This window comes from Terriglobus sp. ADX1 (assembly GCF_036877645.1).
Taxonomy (GTDB): domain Bacteria; phylum Acidobacteriota; class Terriglobia; order Terriglobales; family Acidobacteriaceae; genus Terriglobus.
Window position 1 is genome coordinate 1 of the sequence record NZ_JAEDXV010000066.1, and the last position, 460, is coordinate 460.

The following is a 460-nucleotide window of genomic DNA, read 5'->3' on the forward strand; positions in this document are numbered from 1 at the left end:
GTGTGCAGCCGTTCAACGTCAGTCCCGCAGGAACAGTGCCGCTGGCAAGGGAGCATGTGTAAGGTCCTGTTCCGCCACTTACTCCGATTGTGCCGGTGTACGCTGTACCAACTGTTGCTGCAGTTGGAGACGACAAGCTTAGTTGGACTGAGGCGGCAGCATTCACTACGAGCGATAGTGTTGCCGAGCCACTGTTCGCAGGGCTGCTGGAATCCGTTGCCTTGATGCCAAGTGCGAAGGTGCCGGATGCAGAAGCTACTCCCGTCAGCGTGCAGTTGTTCTGAGTGATGCCTGCTGGCAAGCTTCCGCTGGTGAGCGAGCATGAATAAGGTGCTGTTCCGCCACTTACTCCGATTGTGCCGGTGTACGCTGTACCAACTGTTGCTGCAGTTGGTGAGGATAGCGTTAGCGTGATGGCTGGCGCTGCATTGACTCGAACCACGATGTTGCTGGTTGTGGA

1 protein-coding gene is annotated in these 460 nt (G+C 56.7%); it reads right to left on the reverse strand.

Going from position 1 to position 460, the window contains the following annotated elements; translation table 11 throughout:
- Window positions 1–460, reverse strand: a 460-nt coding sequence (locus JAO32_RS19730) for a putative Ig domain-containing protein (protein WP_334243599.1), incomplete at both ends; no start/stop codon positions are given.